General features: G+C 46.6%; 19 protein-coding genes, 9 tRNA genes, 5 rRNA genes and 1 other annotated feature (1 of these 34 cut by a window edge). All 33 genes read left to right on the top strand.

Annotated elements, in window-relative coordinates; all coding sequences use genetic code 11:
- Positions 1-933: ribosomal RNA gene (locus tag N5C46_RS14205) — 23S ribosomal RNA — on the top strand; it begins 2003 nt to the left of the window's first position.
- 101 nt (positions 934-1034) lie between these two features.
- Positions 1035-1151: ribosomal RNA gene (gene rrf / locus N5C46_RS14200) — 5S ribosomal RNA — on the top strand.
- Positions 1152-1163: 12 nt separating this feature from the next.
- A tRNA-Val gene (locus tag N5C46_RS14195) sits at positions 1164-1239 on the top strand.
- A gap of 61 nt (positions 1240-1300) precedes the next feature.
- Positions 1301-1376 (top strand) — tRNA-Thr (locus N5C46_RS14190).
- 35 nt (positions 1377-1411) lie between these two features.
- Positions 1412-1487 (top strand) — tRNA-Lys (locus tag N5C46_RS14185).
- A 64-nt stretch (positions 1488-1551) separates the two neighbouring features.
- Positions 1552-1636, top strand: a tRNA-Leu gene (locus tag N5C46_RS14180).
- Positions 1637-1642: 6 nt separating this feature from the next.
- Positions 1643-1717, top strand: a tRNA-Gly gene (locus N5C46_RS14175).
- Between the two features lie 5 nt (positions 1718-1722).
- Positions 1723-1811 (top strand) — tRNA-Leu (locus N5C46_RS14170).
- Positions 1812-1868: 57 nt separating this feature from the next.
- A tRNA-Arg gene (locus tag N5C46_RS14165) sits at positions 1869-1945 on the top strand.
- Positions 1946-1950: 5 nt separating this feature from the next.
- Positions 1951-2027: transfer RNA gene (locus tag N5C46_RS14160), tRNA-Pro, on the top strand.
- Between the two features lie 7 nt (positions 2028-2034).
- Positions 2035-2110, top strand: a tRNA-Ala gene (locus N5C46_RS14155).
- Positions 2111-2270: 160 nt separating this feature from the next.
- Positions 2271-3821: ribosomal RNA gene (locus N5C46_RS14150) — 16S ribosomal RNA — on the top strand.
- Between the two features lie 198 nt (positions 3822-4019).
- Positions 4020-6955, top strand: a 23S ribosomal RNA gene (locus tag N5C46_RS14145).
- A gap of 102 nt (positions 6956-7057) precedes the next feature.
- Positions 7058-7174, top strand: a 5S ribosomal RNA gene (gene rrf / locus N5C46_RS14140).
- The 16S, 23S and 5S rRNA genes sit together here with 9 tRNA genes alongside, the layout of an rRNA operon.
- A 721-nt stretch (positions 7175-7895) precedes the next feature.
- Positions 7896-8357, top strand: coding sequence for a CtsR family transcriptional regulator (locus N5C46_RS14135; protein ID WP_034766034.1), 462 nt, complete (start codon positions 7896-7898; stop codon positions 8355-8357).
- Between the two features lie 20 nt (positions 8358-8377).
- Positions 8378-8926 (top strand): protein-arginine kinase activator protein McsA, encoded by a 549-nt coding sequence (locus N5C46_RS14130; protein WP_261749118.1) that lies wholly within the window; start codon positions 8378-8380, stop codon positions 8924-8926.
- On the top strand, positions 8923-10005 hold the full coding sequence (locus N5C46_RS14125; RefSeq protein WP_261749117.1) for a protein-arginine kinase McsB: 1083 nt from the start codon (positions 8923-8925) through the stop codon (positions 10003-10005). The genes N5C46_RS14130 and N5C46_RS14125 overlap by 4 nt, the downstream gene beginning before the upstream one ends.
- A 1-nt stretch (position 10006) precedes the next feature.
- Positions 10007-12454 carry an ATP-dependent protease ATP-binding subunit ClpC gene (gene clpC, locus N5C46_RS14120; RefSeq protein ID WP_261749116.1) on the top strand — a complete coding sequence of 816 codons (2448 nt, stop codon included), beginning with the start codon at positions 10007-10009 and terminating at the stop codon, positions 12452-12454.
- Between the two features lie 328 nt (positions 12455-12782).
- The gene (radA, locus tag N5C46_RS14115; protein WP_034766026.1) at positions 12783-14159 is read left to right on the top strand and encodes a DNA repair protein RadA; all 1377 of its coding nucleotides are present in this window, start codon (positions 12783-12785) and stop codon (positions 14157-14159) included.
- A 3-nt stretch (positions 14160-14162) separates the two neighbouring features.
- The gene (gene disA / locus N5C46_RS14110; protein WP_258265271.1) at positions 14163-15236 is read left to right on the top strand and encodes a DNA integrity scanning diadenylate cyclase DisA; all 1074 of its coding nucleotides are present in this window, start codon (positions 14163-14165) and stop codon (positions 15234-15236) included.
- Between the two features lie 213 nt (positions 15237-15449).
- On the top strand, positions 15450-16541 hold the full coding sequence (locus tag N5C46_RS14105; protein ID WP_261749115.1) for a PIN/TRAM domain-containing protein: 1092 nt from the start codon (positions 15450-15452) through the stop codon (positions 16539-16541).
- A 66-nt stretch (positions 16542-16607) separates the two neighbouring features.
- Positions 16608-17312 carry a 2-C-methyl-D-erythritol 4-phosphate cytidylyltransferase gene (ispD, locus tag N5C46_RS14100; protein WP_261749114.1) on the top strand — a complete coding sequence of 235 codons (705 nt, stop codon included), beginning with the start codon at positions 16608-16610 and terminating at the stop codon, positions 17310-17312.
- Positions 17305-17781, top strand: a complete 477-nt coding sequence (gene ispF, locus N5C46_RS14095) for a 2-C-methyl-D-erythritol 2,4-cyclodiphosphate synthase (protein WP_261749113.1) — start codon at positions 17305-17307, stop codon at positions 17779-17781. The genes ispD and ispF overlap by 8 nt, the downstream gene beginning before the upstream one ends.
- 85 nt (positions 17782-17866) lie before the next feature.
- Positions 17867-19324 (top strand): glutamate--tRNA ligase, encoded by a 1458-nt coding sequence (gene gltX / locus N5C46_RS14090; RefSeq protein ID WP_034766018.1) that lies wholly within the window; start codon positions 17867-17869, stop codon positions 19322-19324.
- Positions 19325-19367: 43 nt separating this feature from the next.
- Positions 19368-19585, top strand: a binding site (T-box leader).
- Between the two features lie 73 nt (positions 19586-19658).
- On the top strand, positions 19659-20309 hold the full coding sequence (cysE, locus tag N5C46_RS14085) for a serine O-acetyltransferase (protein ID WP_034766017.1): 651 nt from the start codon (positions 19659-19661) through the stop codon (positions 20307-20309).
- Positions 20306-21706 carry a cysteine--tRNA ligase gene (gene cysS / locus N5C46_RS14080; RefSeq protein WP_261749112.1) on the top strand — a complete coding sequence of 467 codons (1401 nt, stop codon included), beginning with the start codon at positions 20306-20308 and terminating at the stop codon, positions 21704-21706. The genes cysE and cysS overlap by 4 nt, the downstream gene beginning before the upstream one ends.
- On the top strand, positions 21706-22131 hold the full coding sequence (locus N5C46_RS14075; protein ID WP_034766015.1) for a Mini-ribonuclease 3: 426 nt from the start codon (positions 21706-21708) through the stop codon (positions 22129-22131). Before cysS ends, N5C46_RS14075 begins: the two co-directional genes overlap by 1 nt.
- A complete protein-coding gene (gene rlmB, locus N5C46_RS14070) occupies positions 22128-22871 on the top strand; it encodes a 23S rRNA (guanosine(2251)-2'-O)-methyltransferase RlmB (protein ID WP_201716410.1) in 744 nt (247 codons plus the stop codon). Before N5C46_RS14075 ends, rlmB begins: the two co-directional genes overlap by 4 nt.
- A 5-nt stretch (positions 22872-22876) precedes the next feature.
- Positions 22877-23386: an NYN domain-containing protein gene (locus tag N5C46_RS14065; protein ID WP_261749111.1), complete on the top strand. Its 510-nt coding sequence runs from the start codon at positions 22877-22879 to the stop codon at positions 23384-23386.
- Between the two features lie 116 nt (positions 23387-23502).
- The gene (gene sigH, locus N5C46_RS14060; RefSeq protein WP_229597131.1) at positions 23503-24108 is read left to right on the top strand and encodes an RNA polymerase sporulation sigma factor SigH; all 606 of its coding nucleotides are present in this window, start codon (positions 23503-23505) and stop codon (positions 24106-24108) included.
- Positions 24109-24180: 72 nt separating this feature from the next.
- Positions 24181-24327: a 50S ribosomal protein L33 gene (rpmG, locus tag N5C46_RS14055; protein ID WP_079534455.1), complete on the top strand. Its 147-nt coding sequence runs from the start codon at positions 24181-24183 to the stop codon at positions 24325-24327.
- Positions 24328-24373: 46 nt separating this feature from the next.
- Positions 24374-24553, top strand: coding sequence for a preprotein translocase subunit SecE (gene secE / locus N5C46_RS14050; protein WP_034766010.1), 180 nt, complete (start codon positions 24374-24376; stop codon positions 24551-24553).
- Positions 24554-24723: 170 nt separating this feature from the next.
- Positions 24724-25257, top strand: a complete 534-nt coding sequence (gene nusG / locus N5C46_RS14045) for a transcription termination/antitermination protein NusG (RefSeq protein ID WP_261749110.1) — start codon at positions 24724-24726, stop codon at positions 25255-25257.
- The last annotated feature ends 99 nt before the right edge of the window (positions 25258-25356 follow it).

Here is a 25356-nt window from a genome sequence, read left to right as displayed (position 1 = left end):
CGAAAGGCGTAACGATCTGGGCACTGTCTCAACGAGAGACTCGGTGAAATTATAGTACCTGTGAAGATGCAGGTTACCCGCGACAGGACGGAAAGACCCCGTGGAGCTTTACTGTAGCCTGATATTGAATTTTGGTACAGCTTGTACAGGATAGGTAGGAGCCTTGGAAACCGGAGCGCCAGCTTCGGTGGAGGCATCGGTGGGATACTACCCTGGCTGTATTGAAATTCTAACCCGCGCCCCTTATCGGGGTGGGAGACAGTGTCAGGTGGGCAGTTTGACTGGGGCGGTCGCCTCCTAAAGAGTAACGGAGGCGCCCAAAGGTTCCCTCAGAATGGTTGGAAATCATTCGCAGAGTGTAAAGGCACAAGGGAGCTTGACTGCGAGACCTACAAGTCGAGCAGGGACGAAAGTCGGGCTTAGTGATCCGGTGGTTCCGCATGGAAGGGCCATCGCTCAACGGATAAAAGCTACCCCGGGGATAACAGGCTTATCTCCCCCAAGAGTCCACATCGACGGGGAGGTTTGGCACCTCGATGTCGGCTCATCGCATCCTGGGGCTGTAGTCGGTCCCAAGGGTTGGGCTGTTCGCCCATTAAAGCGGTACGCGAGCTGGGTTCAGAACGTCGTGAGACAGTTCGGTCCCTATCCGTCGTGGGCGCAGGAAATTTGAGAGGAGCTGTCCTTAGTACGAGAGGACCGGGATGGACGCACCGCTGGTGTACCAGTTGTCTTGCCAAAGGCATCGCTGGGTAGCTATGTGCGGAAGGGATAAGTGCTGAAAGCATCTAAGCATGAAGCCCCCCTCGAGATGAGATTTCCCATCACGTATGTGAGTAAGATCCCTAGAAGATGACTAGGTAGATAGGTCAGAGATGGAAGCATGGCGACATGTGGAGTTGACTGATACTAATCGATCGAGGACTTAACCACAAAGAGTCATATTTATATGAACAACATTGGTCGATATTCGGCTTTCTTGACATCAATTCTTTATCTAGTTTTGAAGGAATAATCCTTCAATTGAATATTCGTCTGGTGATAATGGCGAAGAGGTCACACCCGTTCCCATGCCGAACACGGAAGTTAAGCTCTTCAGCGCCGATGGTAGTTGGGGGATCTCCCCCTGTGAGAGTAGGACGTCGCCAGGCGATACATATTTCGGAGGATTAGCTCAGCTGGGAGAGCATCTGCCTTACAAGCAGAGGGTCGGCGGTTCGATCCCGTCATCCTCCACCATGTTTTTTTACGAAAGTAAAATAAACGTCATTCAATTTGCCCAAGCAAATTTTCCACCCATGCCGGTGTAGCTCAACTGGTAGAGCAACTGACTTGTAATCAGTAGGTTGGGGGTTCAAGTCCTCTTGCCGGCACCATTGGTTTTTTATTTTGTGTCTTTTTTTAATTTCAGGAGCCATTAGCTCAGTTGGTAGAGCATCTGACTTTTAATCAGAGGGTCGAAGGTTCGAATCCTTCATGGCTCACCAAAGATTTTTGCGTAAGCAAAATTTCTTACCTTCATTTTCTCTAATGTGAAAATGAATAGAATATGCGGGTGTGGCGGAATTGGCAGACGCACCAGACTTAGGATCTGGCGCCGCAAGGCGTGGGGGTTCAAGTCCCTTCACCCGCACCATATTTCGCGGAAGTAGTTCAGTGGTAGAACACCACCTTGCCAAGGTGGGGGTCGCGGGTTCGAATCCCGTCTTCCGCTCCAAACTAGCCGGGGTGGCGGAACTGGCAGACGCACAGGACTTAAAATCCTGCGGTAGGTGACTACCGTACCGGTTCGATTCCGGTCCTCGGCACCAAAGTTTTTTGCGCCAGCAAAATAACTTTCCATACGTTACTATTATAGAAAATATTCTGCGCCCGTAGCTCAATTGGATAGAGCGTTTGACTACGGATCAAAAGGTTAGGGGTTCGACTCCTCTCGGGCGCGCCATATATCGGGAAGTAGCTCAGCTTGGTAGAGCACTTGGTTTGGGACCAAGGGGTCGCAGGTTCGAATCCTGTCTTCCCGACCACTTCTTTGGGGCCTTAGCTCAGCTGGGAGAGCGCCTGCTTTGCACGCAGGAGGTCAGCGGTTCGATCCCGCTAGGCTCCACCAAAAAGTTTTTATAAAAAGTCATTGACACTCAATGAGTGAAAATGATATGATTATCAAGTCGCTTCAAACAGAAGCGCTACATTGAACCTTGAAAACTGAACAAAACAAGACAATACGTCAACGTTAATTTAGATTTATTTTTAAAGAGCTATTCAAACTTTTATCGGAGAGTTTGATCCTGGCTCAGGACGAACGCTGGCGGCGTGCCTAATACATGCAAGTCGAGCGGATTGATGGGAGCTTGCTCCCTGATATCAGCGGCGGACGGGTGAGTAACACGTGGGTAACCTGCCTGTAAGACTGGGATAACTCCGGGAAACCGGGGCTAATACCGGATAACTCATTTCCTCGCATGAGGAAATGTTGAAAGATGGCTTCGGCTATCACTTACAGATGGACCCGCGGCGCATTAGCTAGTTGGTGAGGTAACGGCTCACCAAGGCAACGATGCGTAGCCGACCTGAGAGGGTGATCGGCCACACTGGGACTGAGACACGGCCCAGACTCCTACGGGAGGCAGCAGTAGGGAATCTTCCGCAATGGACGAAAGTCTGACGGAGCAACGCCGCGTGAGTGATGAAGGTTTTCGGATCGTAAAGCTCTGTTGTTAGGGAAGAACAAGTGCCGTTCAAATAGGGCGGCACCTTGACGGTACCTAACCAGAAAGCCACGGCTAACTACGTGCCAGCAGCCGCGGTAATACGTAGGTGGCAAGCGTTGTCCGGAATTATTGGGCGTAAAGCGCGCGCAGGTGGTTCCTTAAGTCTGATGTGAAAGCCCACGGCTCAACCGTGGAGGGTCATTGGAAACTGGGGAACTTGAGTGCAGAAGAGGAAAGTGGAATTCCAAGTGTAGCGGTGAAATGCGTAGATATTTGGAGGAACACCAGTGGCGAAGGCGACTTTCTGGTCTGTAACTGACACTGAGGCGCGAAAGCGTGGGGAGCAAACAGGATTAGATACCCTGGTAGTCCACGCCGTAAACGATGAGTGCTAAGTGTTAGGGGGTTTCCGCCCCTTAGTGCTGCAGCTAACGCATTAAGCACTCCGCCTGGGGAGTACGGTCGCAAGACTGAAACTCAAAGGAATTGACGGGGGCCCGCACAAGCGGTGGAGCATGTGGTTTAATTCGAAGCAACGCGAAGAACCTTACCAGGTCTTGACATCCTCTGACAACCCTAGAGATAGGGCTTTCCCCTTCGGGGGACAGAGTGACAGGTGGTGCATGGTTGTCGTCAGCTCGTGTCGTGAGATGTTGGGTTAAGTCCCGCAACGAGCGCAACCCTTGATCTTAGTTGCCAGCATTCAGTTGGGCACTCTAAGATGACTGCCGGTGACAAACCGGAGGAAGGTGGGGATGACGTCAAATCATCATGCCCCTTATGACCTGGGCTACACACGTGCTACAATGGACGGTACAAAGGGCAGCGAGACCGCGAGGTTTAGCCAATCCCATAAAACCGTTCTCAGTTCGGATTGTAGGCTGCAACTCGCCTACATGAAGCTGGAATCGCTAGTAATCGCGGATCAGCATGCCGCGGTGAATACGTTCCCGGGCCTTGTACACACCGCCCGTCACACCACGAGAGTTTGTAACACCCGAAGTCGGTGAGGTAACCTTTTGGAGCCAGCCGCCTAAGGTGGGACAGATGATTGGGGTGAAGTCGTAACAAGGTAGCCGTATCGGAAGGTGCGGCTGGATCACCTCCTTTCTAAGGAAGATTTACTAAAACGTTTGACACGTCGAAGTTTTGTTCAGTTTTGATGGTTCAACCATCAAAACATTTTTTATCTCTTACGAGATGAGAATTTGTGATTGTTCTTTGAAAACTAGATAAAGATAAATTGATAGTCAAGAAATTACCGAGTATCGCCATTTTAGGTTTTAAACCTGATGTAACAACCAATTCGGTTAAGTTATGAAGGGCGCACGGTGGATGCCTTGGCACTAGGAGCCGACGAAGGACGGGACTAACACCGATATGCTTTGGGGAGCTGTAAGTGAGCTTTGATCCAGAGATTTCCGAATGGGGGAACCCATTGTTCGTAATGGAACAATATCCTTACTTGAATACATAGAGTATGGAAGGCAGACCCAGGGAACTGAAACATCTAAGTACCTGGAGGAAGAGAAAGCAATTGCGATTCCCTGAGTAGCGGCGAGCGAAACGGGATATAGCCCAAACCAAGAGGCTTGCCTCTTGGGGTTGTAGGACACTCTATACGGAGTTACAAAGGAATGGAGTAGACGAAGAAGTCTGGAAAGGCTCGTCAAAGAAGGTAACAACCCTGTAGTTGAAACTTCATTCCCTCTTGAGTGGATCCTGAGTACGGCGGGACACGTGAAATCCCGTCGGAAGCTGGGAGGACCATCTCCCAAGGCTAAATACTCCCTAGTGACCGATAGTGAACCAGTACCGTGAGGGAAAGGTGAAAAGCACCCCGGAAGGGGAGTGAAATAGAACCTGAAACCGTGTGCCTACAAGTAGTCAGAGCCCGTTAACGGGTGATGGCGTGCCTTTTGTAGAATGAACCGGCGAGTTACGATCCCATGCAAGGTTAAGTTGATAAGACGGAGCCGCAGCGAAAGCGAGTCTGAATAGGGCGAATTGAGTATGTGGTCGTAGACCCGAAACCAGGTGATCTACCCATGTCCAGGATGAAGTTCAGGTAACACTGAATGGAGGTCCGAACCCACGCACGTTGAAAAGTGCGGGGATGAGGTGTGGGTAGCGGAGAAATTCCAATCGAACTTGGAGATAGCTGGTTCTCTCCGAAATAGCTTTAGGGCTAGCCTCATGTGTAAGAGTCTTGGAGGTAGAGCACTGTTTGGACTAGGGGCCCTCATCGGGTTACCGAATTCAGACAAACTCCGAATGCCAAAGACTTATCCATGGGAGTCAGACTGCGAGTGATAAGATCCGTAGTCGAAAGGGAAACAGCCCAGACCACCAGCTAAGGTCCCAAAGTATACGTTAAGTGGAAAAGGATGTGGAGTTGCTTAGACAACCAGGATGTTGGCTTAGAAGCAGCCACCATTTAAAGAGTGCGTAATAGCTCACTGGTCGAGTGACTCTGCGCCGAAAATGTACCGGGGCTAAACGTATCACCGAAGCTGTGGATTGACACCTCTAGGTGTCAGTGGTAGGAGAGCGTTCTAAGGACTGCGAAGCTAGACCGTAAGGACTGGTGGAGTGCTTAGAAGTGAGAATGCCGGTATGAGTAGCGAAAGATGGGTGAGAATCCCATCCACCGAATGCCTAAGGTTTCCTGAGGAAGGCTCGTCCGCTCAGGGTTAGTCGGGACCTAAGTCGAGGCCGATAGGCGTAGACGATGGACAACAGGTTGATATTCCTGTACCACCTCTTTTCCGTTTGAGCAATGGGGGGACGCAGGAGGATAGGGTAAGCGCACTGCTGGATATGTGCGTCTAAGCAGTTAGGCTGATGATGAGGCAAATCCCATCATCGTGAAGGCTGAGCTGTGACAGCGAGCGAATTATAGTAGCGAAGTTCCTGATTCCACACTGCCAAGAAAAGCCTCTAGCGAGGAAAAAGGTGCCCGTACCGCAAACCGACACAGGTAGGCGAGGAGAGAATCCTAAGGTGAGCGAGAGAACTCTCGTTAAGGAACTCGGCAAAATGACCCCGTAACTTCGGGAGAAGGGGTGCTCTGGTAGGGTGCAAGCCCGAGAGAGCCGCAGTGAATAGGCCCAGGCGACTGTTTAGCAAAAACACAGGTCTCTGCGAAGCCGTAAGGCGAAGTATAGGGGCTGACGCCTGCCCGGTGCTGGAAGGTTAAGAGGAGTGCTTAGCGCAAGCGAAGGTGCGAATCGAAGCCCCAGTAAACGGCGGCCGTAACTATAACGGTCCTAAGGTAGCGAAATTCCTTGTCGGGTAAGTTCCGACCCGCACGAAAGGCGTAACGATCTGGGCACTGTCTCAACGAGAGACTCGGTGAAATTATAGTACCTGTGAAGATGCAGGTTACCCGCGACAGGACGGAAAGACCCCGTGGAGCTTTACTGTAGCCTGATATTGAATTTTGGTACAGCTTGTACAGGATAGGTAGGAGCCTTGGAAACCGGAGCGCCAGCTTCGGTGGAGGCATCGGTGGGATACTACCCTGGCTGTATTGAAATTCTAACCCGCGCCCCTTATCGGGGTGGGAGACAGTGTCAGGTGGGCAGTTTGACTGGGGCGGTCGCCTCCTAAAGAGTAACGGAGGCGCCCAAAGGTTCCCTCAGAATGGTTGGAAATCATTCGCAGAGTGTAAAGGCACAAGGGAGCTTGACTGCGAGACCTACAAGTCGAGCAGGGACGAAAGTCGGGCTTAGTGATCCGGTGGTTCCGCATGGAAGGGCCATCGCTCAACGGATAAAAGCTACCCCGGGGATAACAGGCTTATCTCCCCCAAGAGTCCACATCGACGGGGAGGTTTGGCACCTCGATGTCGGCTCATCGCATCCTGGGGCTGTAGTCGGTCCCAAGGGTTGGGCTGTTCGCCCATTAAAGCGGTACGCGAGCTGGGTTCAGAACGTCGTGAGACAGTTCGGTCCCTATCCGTCGTGGGCGCAGGAAATTTGAGAGGAGCTGTCCTTAGTACGAGAGGACCGGGATGGACGCACCGCTGGTGTACCAGTTGTCTTGCCAAAGGCATCGCTGGGTAGCTATGTGCGGAAGGGATAAGTGCTGAAAGCATCTAAGCATGAAGCCCCCCTCGAGATGAGATTTCCCATCACGTATGTGAGTAAGATCCCTAGAAGATGACTAGGTAGATAGGTCAGAGATGGAAGCATGGCGACATGTGGAGTTGACTGATACTAATCGATCGAGGACTTAACCACAAAGAGTCATATTTATATGAACAACAATTGGTCGATACTCGGCTTTCTTGACATCAATCCTTTATCTAGTTTTGAAGGAACAACCCTTCAATTGAATATTCGTCTGGTGATAATGGCGAAGAGGTCACACCCGTTCCCATGCCGAACACGGAAGTTAAGCTCTTCAGCGCCGATGGTAGTTGGGGGATCTCCCCCTGTGAGAGTAGGACGTCGCCAGGCAAATAGGAAAAGAGTAGCTCTTAGTGAGTTGCTCTTTTTTGTGTTGTTTTGAAGTTCGAAAAACATTGTGAGAGAGACGCTGTTTTAGGGACAGAGTCTCTGCCTGTTGACGAAGAAGGGAATGGGTGATGGATGAGTGAACTGGTAAGGACGGTGTAAAGAAAATTCGACAAGCTGGCACGATTATTTGAAATACCGCATGATAAATCACAACCTCGCATGAAAAACCCTTCCCCCGCACGATTATCATCAATCCGGCATGATTCCCCTCAAAACTCGCATGATTGCTTTCCGAAAAGGCAAAGTAAATAAAAAATCCGCAACTTAGCCGTCTCAAAATCCCATCTAACATCACAATATCAGCTTAAGTAGACAATCTAACCTGAAAGCCAATCGAACGGAGAGAAAATAGCCAAAAAAAACGCTATTTAAGGAACGAAGCATTCTTGTCAGGATAGTTAGAATTCACTTCTTCCTGAGCCTAAACCAATCCCAATTGCCACTACTACAAAACCCACTCACCACGGCACCCCATCCTAAGACTTCTCACCTACGTTGTGCCCCAATTCCAAATTTCTATCCAACAATCTCACATTCACACGTTTAAAACCTTCCGTAAACAGGAAAACTTCTAAGGTCAAACTTCATAATTGCAAAGTTTAAAACACGGTTGTATAATTATAGTCAAATATAGTCAAAGTCAAAATGAGGAGGAGGTTTGATGAGGAACATATCCGACATCATTGAAAATTATTTAAAGAATGTGTTAGAACTGAGTGAAAGTGAGATAGTCGAGATTAAAAGAAGCGAGATCGCTGATAAGTTTCAATGTGTTCCTTCTCAAATTAATTATGTGATTAATACCCGCTTTACTGTAGAACGAGGGTATGTAGTAGAAAGTAAACGAGGCGGCGGTGGATACATCCGGATCATGAAGGTGAAGGCCCACGATCAGGTTCACTTGATCGACCAGCTAGTGGCATTGATTACACAAACGATCAGTCAGAATACGGCAGCTGATATTGTTTTTCGGTTAGTCGAAGAAGAAATCATTTCTGAAAGAGAAGCCAAGATCATGCTGAGTGTGATGGATCGATCGGTCATCATGGTTGAATTACCCGAACGGGATATACTGAGAGGACGAATGCTTAGAGCCATGCTGGATACATTGAAGTATGAGTAAGGGTTAAAGAGGTGAATGGGATGGTTTGTCAAGAGTGCAATGAAAGACCTGCGACCCTTCATTTTACCAAGGTGGTAAACGGGGAAAAAACAGAGGTTCACTTATGTGAGCAATGTGCTCAGGATAAGGGTGAGATGTTTATGTTTGATTCTTCTCCCGGCTTTTCTGTGAACAATCTATTGGCAGGTCTTCTTAATATAGCTCCTGCATTTAAGCAGGCAAAGGAAACCGAGATTCCTAAGACAGAAGTTTTACAGTGTGAAAAATGTAAAATGACGATTCATCAGTTCATCAATGTGGGACGCTTCGGCTGTGCCCATTGTTATGAGACGTTTAAAGAGGAACTCACTCCATTATTAAAGCGTGTTCATAATGGAAATGTCGAGCATCACGGTAAGGTTCCGGAACGTATGGGCGGAGCCATCCATGTAAAAAAGAAGGTATTGCAGTTGAAGTCTGAATTGCAAACGATGATTGCGGATGAAGAGTTTGAGAAAGCAGCCGAAATCCGAGACGAAATCCGCTCCCTGGAAAAGGAAATGAAGAAAGAGGGAGGCGATAACGAATGAGTCTTGAGAAATTCTTGAGTAATGCCGTCAGTTCCTGGATGAGTGAGGAGGGACCGAATTCGGATATTGTCCTCAGCTCGAGGGTAAGGCTTGCGAGGAATCTGACGGACTTCCGTTTTTCCACTCTTTATTCTTCTGAGGAAGCCCGGGAAATCGTGGATCGGGTAAAGGAGAAGCTCACATCATACCCGAAGAATTTAGGAGAATTAGAATTTTTACCTACAAGTGAGATTCAGCCTCTTCAAAAGAGGGTATTAATGGAGAAACACCTCATAAGTCCGAATCTCGCAGAGGAAACGAATTATGGAGCTGTCCTTTTATCAAGTGAGGAAGATATTAGCATAATGGTAAACGAAGAGGACCATATTCGAATACAGTGTTTATATCCAGGTCTGCAATTGAAGGAAGCTCTAAAGAAAGCCAATCAGATCGACGATTGGTTTGAAAGTGAATTTGACTTTGCGTTTGATGAGAAGCATGGCTACTTAACGACTTGTCCTACCAACGTGGGGACGGGGCTCAGGGCTTCAGTCATGATGCACTTGCCGGGACTGGTGTTGACGCAGCAATTGAACCGTATCATCCCTGCGATTAATCAACTGGGGTTAGTGGTGCGGGGGATCTACGGAGAAGGCAGCGAAGCGCTGGGGAACATCTTTCAGATCTCCAATCAAACGACACTTGGTAAGTCGGAAGAGGATATCGTAGAAGATTTGTTAAGTGTTGTGAAGCAGATCATCGAGAAAGAGCAATCGGCAAGGGATGCATTAGTTCAAACGTCAAACATACAATTAGAGGATAGGATCTTCCGTTCTCTAGGGGTGCTGGAGCATAGCAGGATCATTGAGTCCAAGGAAGCTGCGAAATGTTTATCGGATGTCAGGCTTGGAATTGATTTAGGATACATCAAAGTGATATCTAAGAATATATTGAATGAACTAATGATTTTAACCCAACCTGGTTTTTTACAACAATATTCTGGAGGTCCATTGAGACCAAATGAACGAGATATAAGAAGGTCTTCTTTGATTCGGGAGCGAATTAAGTTAGATAAAGATACATGTGAGGAGGAAAAATAATATGATGTTTGGTCGATTTACAGAAAGAGCCCAAAAAGTACTGGCATTAGCTCAAGAAGAAGCGATTCGTTTGTCGCACAGTAATATTGGTACTGAACATATTTTATTAGGACTTGTCCGCGAAGGTGAAGGAATCGCTGCCAAGGCACTTACGGCATTGGGACTGAGCCCTGAAAAGATCCAGAAGGAAGTTGAAGGATTGATCGGGAAAGGAACCGAGAAATCTCAAACGATCCATTACACACCTCGTGCGAAGAAAGTGATTGAACTTTCCATGGATGAGGCCCGTAAGCTGGGTCACTCATATGTAGGAACGGAACATATTTTACTGGGGTTGATTCGCGAGGGTGAAGGAGTGGCCGCCCGGGTACTCGGTAATCTGGGTGTCAGCTTGAATAAAGCGAGACAGCAGGTATTGCAGTTGCTTGGAAGCAATGATTCAAGCAACCATCAGGGTGGAGGCAACGCCAATGCCAATACGCCTACACTTGACAGCTTAGCCCGTGATCTGACAGCCATTGCCCGTGAAGGCAGCTTGGATCCGGTCATTGGTCGAAGCAAGGAAATTCAGCGCGTCATTGAAGTGCTGAGTCGTCGTACGAAGAATAACCCGGTGTTGATCGGTGAGCCCGGAGTAGGTAAGACAGCGATCGCAGAAGGCCTTGCACAGCAGATCATCGCCAATGAAGTGCCTGAAATCCTGCGTGACAAACGCGTGATGACCCTTGATATGGGTACGGTGGTAGCCGGTACGAAATACCGCGGAGAATTCGAGGACCGACTGAAGAAGGTCATGGATGAAATCCGTCAGGCGGGTAACATCATCCTCTTCATCGATGAGCTCCATACGTTAATCGGAGCAGGAGGGGCTGAAGGGGCGATTGATGCCTCCAACATCTTAAAGCCTTCCCTTGCACGTGGGGAATTGCAATGTATCGGTGCCACGACATTAGATGAGTACCGTAAATATATTGAAAAGGATGCAGCGCTTGAGCGCCGTTTCCAACCAATTCAAGTCAATGAACCAACGGCTGCAGAGTCCATTCAGATCCTTAAAGGATTACGTGATCGTTATGAGGCCCATCACCGCGTGTCGATTACGGATGAAGCGATTGATGCTGCAGTGAAGCTTTCTGATCGCTATATTTCAGACCGCTTCCTACCGGATAAGGCCATCGATTTAATTGATGAAGCAGGTTCCAAGGTGCGCTTACGTTCTTATACGACGCCGCCAAACTTGAAAGAGCTTGAAGCAAAGCTGGAAGAAATCCGCAAAGAGAAGGATGCAGCGGTTCAAAGCCAGGAATTTGAAAAAGCGGCTTCACTAAGAGATTCTGAGCAGAAGCTTCGTGAAGAGCTGGAAGAAACAAAGAACACATGGAAAGAAAAGCAGGGGCAGGAAAATACAGAAGTAACTGTTGAGGATATTGCGAAGGTTGTTTCGAACTGGACGGGAGTACCGGTATCGAAATTGGCTCAAACGGAAACGGATCGCTTACTCAAATTAGAGGAAATCCTTCATTCCAGAGTCATCGGACAATCAGAAGCAGTCGTTGCTGTTTCGAAAGCCGTGCGCCGTGCACGGGCCGGCTTGAAAGATCCGAAGCGTCCGATTGGTTCCTTCATTTTCTTAGGACCTACTGGAGTCGGGAAAACGGAATTGGCAAGAGCACTTGCAGAGTCCATGTTCGGTGATGAAGATGCGATGATCCGCATTGATATGTCCGAGTACATGGAGAAGCATTCGACTTCCCGTTTGGTCGGTTCTCCTCCAGGATATGTGGGATACGAGGAAGGCGGTCAGTTAACGGAAAAGGTTCGCCGCAAGCCATATTCGGTCGTTCTTTTGGATGAAATTGAAAAAGCACATCCGGATGTATTCAATATTCTCCTTCAAGTTCTGGAGGATGGCCGTTTAACAGACTCTAAAGGAAGAACGGTAGACTTCAGGAATACAGTCCTGATCATGACTTCAAACGTTGGTGCACAGTCCCTTAAGAGCAATAAATACGTAGGGTTCAATATTCAGGACGGGAAACAGGATTATAAAGATATGAAAGGAAAGGTCATGGAAGAGCTGAAACGTGCTTTCCGACCTGAGTTCCTTAACCGTATCGATGAAATCATCGTGTTCCATTCCCTTGAAAAAGACCACTTGAAAGAGATTGTGACATTGATGTCAAACCAATTGACAACCCGCTTGAAAGAACAGGATATTCATTTAGAGCTTACACCTGCTGCCAAAGAGAAGATAGCAGATGAAGGATTCGATCCTGAATACGGTGCACGACCTCTCCGTCGCGCTATCCAGAAATATGTTGAGGATAAACTGTCGGAAGAATTGTTAAGAGGGAAAGTGCTGACAGGACAGAATATTTTGATCGACGTAGAAGATAGTGAATTTGTTGTAAAGGTTAAAGAAGAGGAAGCAGCCAATACGCCGACATAATAGCAAGGATGATGAAGAGGTACACGTATATGTTTTTCGTGTACCTCTTTTATCATAATGGTTACCTTACGTGGTGGGCGGGCCTGACCAAGCCGGCTCCGCTTTTCGATTGTCTAGCTCCGCCGGCTAGAGGCTCGAGGTCATAAGCCAAGTGAACCAAAAAGGCAAAGGGCGCCTTTCCGGTTCACTCGTCTTATGCTTGTCGCCTCTACCCAAGCCGGCTCCGCTTTTCAATTGAATCTAGTACATAAAACCGATACAATCATTCCAAATGGTATTATCGTGAATAGTTAAGAGTACAAATAGGATAATAGAGGGGAAGAATAGATTGGCTAAGAAAAAGACAAAGTTTGTGTGTTCATCTTGTGGATATGAGTCTGCTAAATGGATGGGGAAATGTCCGGGGTGTAACGAATGGAATACGATGGTGGAAGAGGTTGAGATGACAGGGAAGAAACCCCGGACGTCGTTTATGCACTCAGAGAATACCGGACCATCTAAAGCAGAGAAGCTGATCTCCATCGAAACCAAGCAGGAGCCAAGGGTATTGACCGAGTCGAAAGAGTTGAACCGGGTGCTTGGGGGAGGAGTAGTACCAGGGTCGCTTATCTTGATTGGTGGAGACCCGGGGATCGGAAAATCCACTTTGCTGCTGCAGGTTTCGGCCCAGCTTGCTGATCAGAAGCAGAAGGTTTTATACATTTCCGGAGAGGAATCCATCAAGCAAACCAAGCTCCGGGCAGATCGACTGCATGTGAAATCAGATGATTTATATATATTTGCGGAAACAAATCTTGAGCTGATTCATCAAACGATTGAGCAAATCTCGCCGGATTTCGTCATCATCGACTCGATTCAGACAGTCTTTCATCCTGACGTGACGTCTGCCCCCGGCAGTGTGTCCCAGGTAAGGGAGTGTACGGCAGAACTGATGAGAATCGGGAAAACAAAGGGCATTGCCATCTTTATTGTAGGGCATGTTACCAAGGAAGGCTCGATTGCAGGACCTCGATTATTGGAGCATATGGTCGATACCGTCCTGTATTTTGAAGGCGAACGTCATCACTCCTATCGTATTTTAAGAGCGGTGAAGAACCGTTTCGGATCTACGAATGAGATGGGGATTTTTGAAATGAAGGAACTGGGCCTTGAGGAAGTGGCCAATCCGTCTGAGATATTCCTGGAGGAGCGTTCACAGGGTGCGGCAGGTTCAACGGTGGTTGCCTCGATGGAAGGAACGAGGCCGGTTCTGGTGGAGATTCAAGCTCTTGTGACCCCAACCAGTTTTAATAATCCCCGAAGGATGGCAACCGGGATCGATCATAGCCGGGTTTCATTGATCATGGCTGTGTTGGAAAAGCGGGCAGGCATGCTATTGCAGCAGCAGGATGCCTATCTGAAAGTGGCTGGCGGTGTGAAACTGGATGAACCGGCGATTGATTTGGCTGTTGCTGCAAGTATCGCTTCGAGTTTTCGTGACAGGGCGTCCAGTGCCCATGATTGCATTATCGGTGAAGTCGGTTTAACAGGTGAGATCAGAAGGGTATCAAGAATTGAGCAGCGCGTGCAGGAAGCAGCCAAGTTAGGGTTTAAGAGAGTGATTATTCCCCAGAATAACTTAAGCGGATGGCAGCCTCCTTCTGATATAGAGGTCAAAGGGGTATCTAATATCAATGAAGCACTCTCAATTATCTTAGGAGGATAAGAAATGGAAGATAAGAAGGCAAGAGATAAGTCCATGTCGGATATATTGCAATTCGTTGCTCCCGGTGCCCCGATCAGGGACGGCATTGATAATGTGCTGAGAGCCAATACGGGTGGACTTATTGTTGTTGGGTACAATGATAAGGTGAAATCTGTTCTGGACGGGGGCTTTCATATCAATTGTGCATTCTCCCCCAGCTACCTGTATGAATTGGCCAAGATGGATGGGGCCATCATCCTGAATGAAGCGGGAACGAAGATCATTTTGGCAAATGCACAGTTGGCTCCCGATGTGTACGTGCCTTCCACGGAAACGGGTATGAGACATCGGACGGCAGAACGGGTTGCGAGGCAGACAAATGCCCTTGTCATCGCCATCTCTCAACGGAGAAACGTCATCACCCTGTATCAAGGGAATTTCCGATATGCACTAAAGGACATCTCTGTCATCTTGACGAAAGCCAACCAGGCAATCCAAACCTTGGAGAAATATAAGGTGGTTCTCGATCAAAGCATTTCTAATTTATCCGTCCTTGAGTTTGAGGAGCTTGTCACCCAAAGCGACTTACTGCAGGTTCTTCACCGCTTCGAGATGGTTCTCAGGATCAAGAACGAGCTTTTGACGTATCTCAGCGAGCTCGGTGTCGAGGGCAGATTGATCCGCCTCCAGATGAATGAACTGTTGGCGGATATTGAGGATGAGGCGATGCTCATCATCCGGGACTATTCCCAGGAAAGGAATATCAAACCGTTCGAACTTCTCTATAAGTTCCAGGAGCTTGTTCATTCAGAAGTATTGGAGGATAATGTCCTTTTAAAATTACTCGGATACCACGGATATGTCCATCATGATGATGCGATCTATCCAAGGGGATACCGCGTGTTGAATAAGATCCCCCGTCTGCCGATCGTCATCATTGAAAATCTTATCACGAGATTTGAAACCCTCCCCCATGTAGTGAGGGCTTCAGTCGATGATTTGGATGAAGTCGAAGGCATCGGTGAAGTGCGGGCAAGGAAAATCAAAGAGGGGTTAAAACTGATTAAGGAACAGACGTTTGCCGATCGACAGCTGTAGGTAGAGAGGCCTATATATGCCAGAAATGGTATAATTGTATCATTTTCAAAAAATTGACAGTTTGGTTTGGACGTGTTAGCCTTCATTTAAGGAAGCTAGTAAGCTGGGATAAGTGTATCAAAATCGTATCCGTTGTATTAAATTCAAATTTTCAAGCCCTTAGACGTTTCAAAAATAGTAAATTGTTTATAATGAGTAGGAGGAGGTGAGGGAATGTTAAAAAGAATCGTTCAAGCGTGCTTCCTCATTGTCGGGGGAACACTTGGGATATTTCTGCTTCCCGAATTATTTACCGTCATAAATCTATCGGACATTCCTTTAATTAATAACCCTTATATGACTGCTATATTTGGTGCCATCATTTTTTATATTCTTACGTTTTGGGCAGTCGAGTATGTCGTCAATTTCGTCAAGTGGTTTGAAGATAGCTTGGTAAAGGCACCAGTAACGGATTTGTTATTTGGCAGTTTAGGCCTGATTATCGGTTTATTTGTTGCGTATTTGTTTGGGATCCCCTTCAATCAGATGGAGATTCCGATCGTCAATACGGTGATTCCCATTCTATTAACATTGCTTCTTGGATATTTAGGATTCCAGGTTGGATTTAAGAAAAGGGACGAATTGGTCAATCTATTCGGCACGGCAAACCGAGGTAAGAAAAAAGGGACGGAAGATGATTTGGATGAAGAGGGTGTGAAGACCCTTAAGATATTGGATACGAGCGTGATCATTGATGGCCGTATCGCGGATATCTGCCAAACAGGATTTTTAGAAGGAATCGTGGTGATTCCGCAATTCGTACTGGAAGAGCTCCAGCATATTGCCGATTCTTCCGATGTATTGAAGCGAAATCGTGGACGCCGTGGTCTGGATATTTTAAACCGTATCCAAAAAGAGCTTCCTGTTGAGGTCCAGATATATGAGGGGGACTTCGAGGAAATTCAGGAAGTGGATTCGAAGCTGGTGAAATTAGCGAAGCTTACGAATGGTATCGTTGTAACGAATGATTTTAACCTGAATAAAGTGTGTGATCTTCAAGGTGTACAAGTATTGAACATCAATGACCTGGCCAACGCCGTCAAACCGGTTGTTCTTCCTGGAGAAGAATTGAAGGTACAGGTCATCAAAGACGGTAAGGAGCATAACCAGGGAATTGCTTACCTGGATGATGGTACGATGATCGTCGTGGAAGAAGGGCGTAATTACATCGGTAAGTATATCGATGTCCTTGTCACATCCGTTCTTCAGACATCTGCAGGCAGGATGATATTTGCGAAACCGAAGCAACTGGAAAAAGCACTGTAAACCTGACTCCATTGATGCAGTAAGGTATAATGAATAGTATTACTTGTGTGTTAAAGGAGTTATATTATGGAATATGAAGTGGTCATTCCGGCTGCAGGGCAGGGAAAACGGATGAAAGCGGGCAAAAACAAACTGCTCCTTGAGTTGAATAGCTGTCCTGTCATCATTCATACATTGCGTGTGTTCGAGCATGACATCCTTTGTAAGGGAATCTATTTAGCCATCCATCCTTCAGAGCGACAAGTGTTTCAAGGACTCTTGGAGCGCTACGGCATCAAGAAGGTCGTGAAGCTTGTCGATGGTGGAGAAGAAAGACAGCATAGTGTATACAATGCATTGCTTGAGGTTGATCATGAGATTGTTCTGGTACATGACGGAGCAAGACCATTTATTAAAGAATCCACGATTCACCAATTAGTCGAAAAGACATATTCAACGGGGGCTGCCATTGCGGCGGTTCCCGTTAAAGATACGATCAAGAAAGTACTGGATGGCGAAGTCGAGGAAACGATTGAACGCTCAAGCTTGTGGATGGTTCAGACCCCACAAGCTTTTCGCGTTTCCGTTTTAACACAGGCACATAAAGAAGCCGATCAAGATGGCTTCCTCGGTACAGATGATGCTTCACTGGTGGAAAGGTCGGATATTGAGGTCGCTGTCGTTGAAAGTGATTATGACAATATTAAACTGACAACCCCTGAGGATTTATATTTTGCCGAGGCGATTTTGAAGAAGCGAGAGGATATGAGTGGAGGAGAGAATCATGTTTAGGATCGGACAAGGATTTGATGTTCATCAGTTAGTGGAAGAGAGACCCCTTATCATGGGGGGCATTACGATTCCGTATGAAAAGGGATTATTGGGGCACTCTGATGCAGATGTCCTGTTACATGCTGTAGCGGATGCGTGTCTGGGTGCCATTGCGGCAGGGGATATCGGGAAGCATTTTCCTGATACAGACCCGGAGTTCAAGGATGCTGATTCGGCAAAGCTTCTCCAGCACGTATGGGCCCTTGTGAAAGAGGAAGGCTATGAATTAGGGAATATCGATTGCACAATCATTGCCCAGAAGCCTAAGATGGCTCCTTATATTGACGAAATGAGACAAAGCATCGCCACGTTACTGGAAGCAGATATAGGGGAAGTGAACGTGAAAGCCACTACTTCCGAGAAGCTTGGCTTTACTGGAAGAGGCGAAGGGATTGCCGCCCAAACCACCATATTGATTAAAAAGAAGTAGGGGATAAATTCGCTTTATTCCCGTACTTAACGGTGTTAAAATAGGTCATAGACTTTAAAGAGTAATCATTATAGGAGGAACATACATGACAAAGGAAGTACGCGTCCGTTATGCCCCGAGTCCAACGGGTCATTTACATATTGGAAATGCAAGAACCGCTTTATTTAATTACCTGTATGCCCGCAGCACTGGTGGAAAGTTCATCATCCGTATTGAAGACACGGATAAGAAACGTAATATTGAAGGTGGGGAAGAAAGTCAGCTCAAGTATCTTCAGTGGCTGGGAATCGACTGGGATGAAAGTACAGATAAGCCGGGTGAATACGGACCTTATCGCCAGTCCGAGCGTAATCACATTTATGAGCAGTATTTAAATGAGCTGCTGGAGAGCGGACAGGCATATAAATGTTACTGTACGGAGGAAGAGCTCGAGGCGGAACGTGAGGCACAATCAGCTTCTGGTCAAATGCCCCGCTACTCCGGAAAATGCCGGAATCTGACGAAAGAGGATCAGGAGAAATTGGCAGCAGAAGGCCGCAAGCCGAGCATCCGTTTCCGTGTACCGGCAGGGAAAGTATATTCCTTCAATGATATCGTGAAAGAGGATGTCTCATTTGAATCAGATGGTATCGGTGATTTTGTCATTGCGAAAAAGGACGGTACACCGACGTATAACTTTGCCGTTGCAGTCGATGATTATCTGATGAAAATCACACATGTTCTTCGCGGAGAAGATCATATTTCCAATACACCGAAGCAGTTGATGATCTTTGAAGCACTTGGTTGGGAAGCACCTGTTTACGGACATATGACATTGATTGTCAATGAAAGCCGTAAAAAGTTGAGTAAGCGGGATGAAAGCATCATTCAGTTCATCGAGCAATACGAAGCATTGGGCTATCTGCCAGAAGCGTTGTTCAACTTCATCGCACTACTAGGCTGGTCTCCAAAAGGAGAAGAAGAGCTGTTTTCGAAAGATGAGTTCATTGAAATCTTTGATCCTGAACGTTTATCCACTTCTTCTGCCCTATTTGATAATCAGAAGCTTACATGGATGAACAATCAGTACATGAAGAACTTGGAATTGGCTCAAGTGGTGGAGCTATCCCTCCCCCATTTAATCAGTGCGGGTAAATTGGATGAGAACATGTCCGATGAGCAGCGCGAGTGGGCGAGCCGCGTCATTTCCTTATACCAGGAGCAAATGAGCTTCGGTGCTGAAATCGTGGAGCTGTCCGAAATGTTCTTCAAGACAGATCTTGAATATGATGAAGAGGCGAAAGCGGTACTCGAAGAAGAGCAAGTACCGGAAGTCCTTCAGGCTTTCTTGAATGAAATTGAAGCACTTGAAACGTACGAAGCGGCAGAGATCAAATCGTCCATCAAAGCGGTCCAGAAATCGACTGGTCATAAAGGGAAAAAGCTGTTCATGCCGATCCGTGTAGCTGTTACAGGCCAGACACATGGTCCTGAATTGCCGAATGCCATTGAGCTTTTAGGGAAAGATACAGTTAAACATCGTCTTCAAAGTCTTTTAGGTTAACATTTTGAAGGGTTTGTAATATAGTAAGAGTATCACGTTAAATGATATCGCGTTGATGAGGAGAAGTAAGAAAAGGATGCTTAATAGAGAGAACCATCACCGGCTGAAAGTGGTTTAAGCCCCTCCGATTCTGAAATGCACCTCTGAGCCCGTTACTGAAATAGAGTAGGTAAAGGCGGTTTCCTACCGTTAACAGGATTCGAGTTGGAGAAGGTTTGTCTTCTCAATCAGAGTGGAACCGCGCCTACAAGCGTCTCTGTCAGTTTATTGACAGGGGCGTTTTTTTATTGTGAAAAACGCTAATATTTTTAAAAAAGAAGGGGGATGGATCCGAATGTTTAAGTCGTTTAGGGAAGATATAGATGTGGTGTTTGATCAGGATCCGGCTGCGAGGAATTATGTGGAGGTCATCCTTACGTATTCGGGTCTTCATGCCATTTGGGCCCATCGTGTTGCCCATGCATTTTTTAAACGAAAATTCTTTTTCATTGCCCGGGTCATTTCACAGGTCAGCCGCTTCTTCACCGGAGTGGAGATCCACCCCGGAGCAAAGATCGGGCGCCGCTTTTTCATCGATCATGGAATGGGTGTGGTGATTGGCGAGACGTGTGAAATCGGAGACAATGTCACGCTCTTCCAAGGGGTCACCCTCGGTGGAACCGGGAAGGAAAAAGGGAAGCGTCACCCGACGATCCAGGATAATGCGTTGATTGCGACAGGTGCAAAAGTATTAGGATCGATCGTTGTTGGGGAAAATTCTAAGGTAGGGGCAGGATCCGTTGTCCTGAAAGATGTTCCGCCCAATTCAACCGTAGTCGGCATCCCGGGTAAGGTGGTCATTCAGGACGGTGTGAAGATACAGAAGGATCTGAACCACTGTGATCTGCCCGATCCGATGAACGACCGAATGAAACAACTTGAAAAAGAAGTGAATGAATTGAAATCATTATTAAGGGAATATGAGGGAAGGAGTCGATCATCATGACGATTCGTTTATATAACACACTGACAAGGCAGAAAGAGGAATTCAAACCCCTGGAAGAGGGTAAAGTCAAAATGTATGTGTGCGGTCCGACGGTTTATAACTATATTCATATAGGGAACGCCCGACCTGCGATTGTGTTTGACACAGTGAGACGTTATCTAGAATACAGGGGATACGATGTGCAGTTCGTCTCTAACTTCACGGATGTGGACGATAAATTAATTAGAGCGGCCAAGGAACTGGGAGAAGATGTCCCGACGATTGCCAAGCGCTTTATCGATGCTTACTTCGAAGATACGGGAGCCCTCGGTTGCCGGAAAGCCGATGTCCATCCGACTGTAACAGATAATATTGACACCATTGTTGATTTCATCTCAGCCCTTGTAGAAAAAGGTTATGCCTATGAATCCCAGGGAGACGTTTATTATCGTACCAGAAAGTTTGATGGCTACGGTAAGCTGTCTCATCAGCCGATCGATGAGCTGAAAGCGGGAGCCCGCATCGATGTGGGGGACAAAAAAGAAGATGCCCTTGATTTCGTTTTATGGAAAGCAGCGAAAGAAGGGGAGATTTCCTGGGAGAGTCCCTGGGGTGAAGGACGTCCGGGCTGGCATATCGAGTGCTCGGCTATGGCAAAGCGCTACTTGGGTGATACGATCGATATCCACGCCGGGGGACAGGATTTGACCTTCCCTCATCATGAGAATGAAATCGCCCAGTCAGAGGCCCTTACAGGTAAGGCATTCGCCAATTACTGGATGCACAATGGGTATATTAATATCGATAACGAGAAGATGTCGAAATCACTCGGTAATTTCGTATTGGTGCACGACATTATTAAAGAACAAGATCCGCAGGTACTTCGTTTCTTCATGCTATCCGTTCATTACCGTCATCCGATCAACTACAATCTTGAGCTTCTGCAGAATGCAGAGACTTCTTTGGACCGGATAAAGACAGCGTATGAGAACTTGAAGCACCGCAAGGAATCAAGTACGAACTTAACGGACAATAATCAGGAATGGCTGGACAAAATCCGTGAGTTGAAAGCTCAATTCATTACGGATATGGACGATGATTTCAATACGGCCAATGCGATTTCCATTCTATTCGAACTATCCAGACAAGCGAACTATTACTTGATGGAGAAAAATACATCAACAGAAGTCATTGACGGGTTCTTAAACCAGTTTGAAGATTTCTTCTCTGTACTTGGACTGACGCTGCAGGAAGCGGGAATACTGGATGAAGAAGTGGAAGAGATGATCGAAAAGCGTATTCAAGCCCGTAAAGACCGAAACTTCCAACTGGCAGATGAGATCCGGGATACATTGAAAGACATGGATATCATCCTGGAAGATACTCCTCAAGGCACCCGCTGGAAAAGGGGATCTTAATGCTTTACGAGACAAATGAACAAATCGATGCGAAACAAATCAATGCACTTGCACTTGCGTATATGGGGGATGCTGTATATGAAACATATGTACGGCAGCTCCTGCTAACCAAGGGGAAGATCAAACCGAATCAACTGCACAGGGCTGCGACGAAGTATGTGTCTGCTAAAGCGCAGGCGGCCATTCTCCGGACGTTGTTCGATCAGGACCTCTTATCGGAAGAAGAGATATCGATCGTCAAGCGCGGCCGGAATGCGAAATCGGGGACAACGCCTAAAAACACGGATGTACAAACGTATAAACACAGCACTGCTTTTGAGGCTCTTATTGGATATTTGTTTTTACTTAATCGGACGGATCGATTAGAGGAACTGTTGAAGATCATTTTTGAACAAGCCCAGGCAGGAAAGGAGGAACAGAAATGAGTAAAGATTTTATCGGAGGAAGAAATCCTGTCATAGAAGCGTTAAAGTCAGGAAGGGATATCAATAAGATCTGGATAGCGGAAGGTTCCCAGAAAGGCTCGATCCAGCAGATCGTCGGACTTGCCAAGGAATCCAATGTCATGGTCCAGTATGTCCCGAAGAAGAAAATCGAGCAGATGGTATCGGAGAATCACCAAGGGGTCGTCGCTTCTGTGGCCGCTTATCAGTATGCTGAACTGGATGATCTATTTCAAAAGGCAGAACAAAAAGGGGAGGATCCCTTTATCCTCATCCTGGATGAACTGGAAGATCCCCATAACCTGGGTTCCATAATGAGGACGGCTGATGCAGCGGGTGCCCACGGGATCATTATTCCGAAGCGAAGAGCGGTGGGACTTACATCAACTGTAGCCAAGGCTTCCACCGGGGCGATTGAACATATTCCCGTGGCACGTGTGACGAATCTGTCGAGAGCGGTGGATGAGTTGAAAGAACGCGGTGTATGGGTCGCCGGGACGGATGCGAAGGGTAAGCAGGATTTCCGCCAGTTGGACGGTACGCTTCCGATCGGTTTGATTATCGGAAGTGAAGGAAAAGGGATGAGCCGCATTTTGCGGGATAAATGTGATTTCCTTGTTCAGTTGCCTATGATCGGTCATGTTACATCACTAAACGCTTCGGTGGCAGCTAGTATTTTAATGTATGAGGTTTATCGTAAACGCCACCCATTGGGAGAATAGGGAAGATGGATATCCTCCTTGTGGATGGCTATAACATAATCGGTGCATGGCCGGAATTGAATGAATTGAAGCATAAGGACCTAGCCGCAGCAAGAGACCGCCTGGTGGAACAAATGGCAGAGTATCAGGGGTATACGGGCTACCGTGTCATTGTCGTGTTTGATGCATACTACGTACAGGGGATCGCCCGGAAATATCAAAATTATAAAGTGGAAGTTCTTTTCACCAGAGAAAATGAAACGGCAGATGAACGAATTGAAAGATTGGCCATTGAGTTAAGCAATATTAAAACACAGATTCATGTAGCCACTTCTGATTTCACCGAGCAATGGGCCATCTTTGGGCAGGGAGCCCTTCGCAAATCAGCGAGGGAGCTCTTGACCGAGGTGGAAGTCATTGAAAAAAAGATTGAAAGAAAAGTAAGGAATTCGAGCGAGAAACGGCCGGCTTCCAAGATTCAATTATCAGAAGAAGTTGCTGAAATTTTCGAAAAATGGCGCCGTGGAGAACAATGATAGGTTGACGATTGAATTTTCTGTAATGTATAATATTTCTATCTATTGTTTTGCTCGGGGGGATGCGTGTGAGCAATATCATCAGGACAGAAGCATTTGATAATCGATTAGAAGGCATGGATGATGAAGAGATTATAGAAGCCGTCCATCAGGGTCACAGCGAAGCGCTCGATTTTTTGATCAGGAAATACCGTAATTTCGTAAGAGCGAAAGCCCGCTCGTATTTTTTAATCGGGGCAGATAAGGAAGATATTGTCCAGGAGGGTATGATTGGTTTATACAAAGCAATCCGTGATTATAAAGAGGACAAGCTGACTTCTTTTAAAGCGTTTGCAGAGCTTTGTATCACAAGACAGATCATTACAGCCATCAAGACAGCCACGCGACAGAAGCATATACCGCTGAATTCGTATGTTTCACTGGATAAACCCATTTATGATGATGAATCTGACCGAACGCTATTAGATGTCATTTCAGGTGCGAAAGTAATGGATCCGGAAGCGCTCATTATCAATCGCGAGGAATTCGATAATATGGAAGATAAGATGGCCCAGCTGTTAAGCGATCTTGAGAGGAAAGTACTGGCCCTTTATTTGGACGGGCAGTCCTATCAGGAGATATCAGAAGAGCTGAACCGCCATGTGAAATCCATCGACAATGCATTACAGCGAGTGAAACGGAAGCTTGAACGATACTTGGAAGTCCGCGAAATAACGATGTAAAGTCATATTGACACATTTTGGTGGTCGTGTTATTTTTGATAGGACTTACTATGTATAGTATAGGTGGAATATATGACTACTAAACTAATACTGGCTTGTACGGTGTGCGGTTCCAGGAATTATTCCGTGCCGGGAAACCGTAATCAGGCCGTTCGATTAGAATTAAAAAAATTCTGTAATACATGTAATGCTCATACCCTACACAAAGAGACTAAATAAAGTGTAGAAGTCTTGCGTATTGATATTAGTTGGAGGTTACTAACGGATGTTTAAATTCTTTCGCAATGTTGCATCGGAAATGAGAAAGGTCAGCTGGCCTAAACGTAAAGAGTTAACGCGCTATACGATCACGGTTATTACGACAGTGATATTTGTTGCCCTTTTCTTTGCTGTTATCGACCTGGGCATCTCAGAACTTATGCGATTGATCATTGGTTCTAAGTAAGAGAAACATAGAATTAGTTGTATATATACCATGAAAGCATGGTATAATGAATGTTAATAGAGTACATGACCTTAGAGCCCGTTATCTTTTTACGGGTTTTTTCATTTGGAGAAAAAAGGCGAATGAGTATTCTTAAATAGCGAGGAGGGACGGACGTTTAGTCCTATGAAATGGAGAAGAATTGGTATGTAGTCCATACTTATTCAGGATACGAGAATAAGGTGAAAGCGAACCTTGAGAAGCGTGTTGAAACGATGGGGATGCAGGATAAGATCTTCCGCGTGATCGTGCCTGAAGAAGAAGAGACGGATTATAAGAATGGCAAGAAGAAAGTAATTAAGAAGAAGGTATTCCCCGGTTATGTGATCGTGGAAATCGTCATGACGGATGATTCATGGTATGTTGTCCGAAACACACCTGGAGTGACCGGTTTCGTCGGTTCATCAGGCTCAGGGTCAAAACCTACACCATTATTGCCGGAAGAAGTAACAAACCTTCTGAAACAAATGGGCATGACAGAGAAAAAGGTAGAGATCGACTTCGAATTAGGAGAAACAGTAAGGGTGAACGAAGGTCCGTTTGCGAACTTCACCGGCTCGATCGAAGAGATTGACAATGCTAAAGCAAAAGTGAAGGTACACGTTAATATGTTTGGTAGAGATACCCCGGTAGAACTGGATTTCTCCCAAATTGATAAATTATAATGGAAAAGAACTTGAAATCATTCTGAAAAAATGGTACTATTTCATAAGTCAGTGCGTCTCCACAAAGAGATACTGAACCTAATAGACGTTCTTTATGTT

The organism is Rossellomorea vietnamensis (genome assembly GCF_025398035.1).
Lineage (GTDB): Bacteria > Bacillota > Bacilli > Bacillales > Bacillaceae_B > Rossellomorea > Rossellomorea vietnamensis_B.
This window is presented reverse-complemented; position numbering and strand designations above follow the sequence as displayed.